This is a genomic window from Phormidesmis sp. 146-33 (assembly GCF_052939515.1).
Genome location: NZ_JBJPHU010000239.1, coordinates 1 through 3,169 on the forward strand (window position 1 = coordinate 1; position 3,169 = coordinate 3,169).

A 3,169-nucleotide genomic window follows, 5' to 3' on the forward strand; every position below is an offset into this window, starting at 1 on the left:
GGTGTCGGGCGATTTGGCTGCGTCAGAAAGAGTCTTGCAGAAGAGTCTGGCGATCGCTCAACGCATTCGATCGCGCCCCGACATGCAAATTGCCTGGTTAAATTTGGGCAATACCGCAGAGGCAAAAAATCAGCAGACAGCGGCTCTGATGTTTTATGAACAGGCGGCCGCAGCAGACAGTCCCGTTAGACTTCAGGCCCAACTCAACCAGCTTGACCTGTTGATCGAGTCAAAAACCTTGTCAGAAACCTTGCAGGAAGATCGGACGACTCAAATCCAACGACTGTTGACTCAAATCCGATCGCAACTCGACCCCTTACCGCCCAGCCAAACCGCCATCTACGCCCAAATCAATCTGGCAGAAAGCTTGATCAAACGGATCAATCTCAACGAAACCTCCGCTGAAGTAGCCCGCGCCTCTGACCTCAAATCAGTCGCTCAACTGCTGGCAAAGGCCATTCAGCAAGCCAAAAGCCTGGGAAATCTCCGGGCGCAATCCTACGCAACAGGACGACTAGGACAGCTTTATGAGCAGATTCAACAATGGTCAGACGCAGAATCGCTCACACGAGAGGCACTACTGTTATCAGAAATTATTCACGCTTCAGATATCACCTATCAATGGCAATGGCAACTCGGAAGAATTCTCAAAGCAAAAGCCCGCTTAAATCAGATTGGGAATGAAGACGACTACACTTTAGCGATCGCCTCTTACACTCAAGCAGTCAACACGCTGCAACTGTTGAGAAACGATCTGGTGACTGTCAGCGAAGATGCTCAGTTTTCATTTCGAGAAAAAGTCGAACCTGTGTATCGAGAGTTAGTCGATCTGCTGCTACAACAGTCCAATTCGGCTGGCGCTGAGATCGAGCAGGACAATTTAAAACAGGCCCGATCGCTGATCGAGTCGCTCCAATTGGCCGAGTTGGCCAACTTTTTTCGAGAAGCCTGCGTGGATAGCCAACCTCAGCAAGTCGATCAGATCGATCCCCAAGCGGCGGTGATTTATCCCATTGTTTTAGTCGATCGCTTGGAGGTGATTTTAGCAATTTCGGGTCAGCCGCTGCGCCACTATGCCACCCAAGCTTCCCAGACCCAGGTAGAAGACACCGGGCGACGAATGCGGCAGTCTCTACGATCGACCTCCTTTGCTCAAGAACGACTGCCGATCGCTCAAGACCTCTATTCCTGGCTGGTCAAACCTGCCCTGACACATCTGGCTCATTCTCAAATCAAAACCCTGGTGTTTGTGTTGGATGGGGTGCTGCGAGATTTGCCTATGGCCGCGCTCTACGACGGCAACCAGTATCTAATTGAGCAATATCAAGTTGTTGTGACACCCGGTTTGCGTCTATTTGGAAGACAGACGACTCATCCCCAGATTCGAGCGCTGATCGGCGGACTGAGCCAGGGAAACACCACCTTTGCGCCCCTGCCCGGAGTCAAACAAGAAGTCATAAGAATTGGTCGCCTGATCGCCTCAACCGTGCTGCTTGACCAAACCTTTACGACCCAAACTCTAAAGTCCAAGCTCAAAACACAGCCTGTTTCGGTCGTCCATTTAGCCACTCACGGCGAATTTAGCTCCAAAGCAGAAGACACCTACATCGCTACCTGGGACGGTCGGCTTAACGTCAACGCCCTCGATGCCCTGCTCACAAATCGGGAGTCTCTCAATCTGCCCTCGATCGATCTACTCGTCTTGAGTGCTTGTGAGACAGCTAAGGGCGACAGACGGGCCGCTTTGGGATTGGCAGGCGTGGCGGTGCGATCGGGAGCCAGCAGCACCCTGGCCACCCTCTGGCAGGTCAATGATCAATCCACGGCCGAATTTATGGTGCAGTTTTATCAAGTGTTTGCCAAGTCTAGAGTCAAGGGCGAAGCGGTGCGATCGGCACAGCTACACCTCCTCAAACAGCCCGCCTTCAATCATCCGTATTATTGGGCACCGTTTGTTTTAATCGGCAACTGGTTATAAACACTGAGCGTAACAAAAGACTGCCGTAATCCTCAGGATAGCCTTGAGGCAGAGTTCACAGAACTAAAGAAAATTGCTCCGTAGGAATCTGAAGATTCTTCATCAAAGCTTTAGATAATTAATAGAATAATTGCCTAAAACCTCAGCAATTACACTGAGTAGACACTGATAAAGTACAGAGTAGCTTTGAGTCACACGCCCCTTAATCGACGGCAGTAAAATTATCCGCTTTCTCCCGCCAAGCGCCTCTCAAAAAATTGAGGGCTGGCAGGGTCTCAACGCTTCCCGCTCCGTCGCTCAAGTCGCCCAACGCTGCAAGCTCGTCTTTCTTTCCTCAAGCTCTGCTTCTCTGCTAAATGACGATAACCTTCTGTTTGCAAATCATGACTACACTTCGCCGTATTGCTGCCTGCCTATCGTTATCCGTCGCTCTAGGTTTCTACTCAGGGAGCCAACTTAAAGCTGTCGCACAAATCGAACCCCCTCCTGGACAAGGCTCTCCCAACGGCACAGCAGGCGGTGGTTCACGCACCAGTTCGACCTTCTGTGTACGATCGCCCGATCCGACCAGCCGCTTGATGGCGCTCAGTCCCAAAGGGCAAATGGCACTCACGTCCAGCGATCGACCCGATTTTTGGATCTACCTTCCCAAGACGACGGCTCAAATGGTGGAGTTGAGCGTTTTTGATGCGGAGATGAATGGCATTTATCAAACGCTGGTGCCGATTTCAACAAAAGCGGGGCTAGTGAGTCTACGGTTGCCTTCAGAAGCGCCCCAACTCAAGCCAGATCAGCCCTACTACTGGACAGCCGCCCTCGTGTGCAACCAGAACGATCGCACCTCAGATTGGGTCGTCGGTGGCTGGATCAAACGCATCCAACTCGATCCCTCGGCCCAAGAAAGGTTAGCGACTGCCAAAGCCAGCGATCGTGTGTCCCTTTATCTATCACAAGGTCTGTGGGTTCAAGCCTTCTCCCTATTGACTGAGCTTCGTCAAACCCAACCCAACAATGCTCACCTTGCGACCGTCTGGACAGAGCTATTGCGATCGGTCGGTCTAGAAGCGCTCACCGAAGTCATCGTGTCTCAAACTAAATAGTCTCAAAAAATAAAAAGCCACTCAAGGAATGGTAATAGGACGTGAATTCGATGAAATCTTTCGCTGCGGTTGTGAATCCAGGCAGCCCCCT

At 51.4% G+C, this 3,169-nt stretch carries 2 protein-coding genes; both read left to right on the top strand.

Annotated features, from left to right (window positions below; genetic code table 11):
• Positions 1 to 1,978 (top strand): CHAT domain-containing protein (locus tag ACJ2PR_RS35470; RefSeq protein ID WP_446880579.1); only part of this gene is annotated, 1,978 nt, incomplete at its 5' end.
• 383 nt (positions 1,979 to 2,361) lie between these two features.
• Positions 2,362 to 3,078, top strand: coding sequence for a DUF928 domain-containing protein (locus ACJ2PR_RS35475; protein ID WP_446880580.1), 717 nt, complete (start codon positions 2,362 to 2,364; stop codon positions 3,076 to 3,078).
• Positions 3,079 to 3,169: the final 91 nt, after the last annotated feature.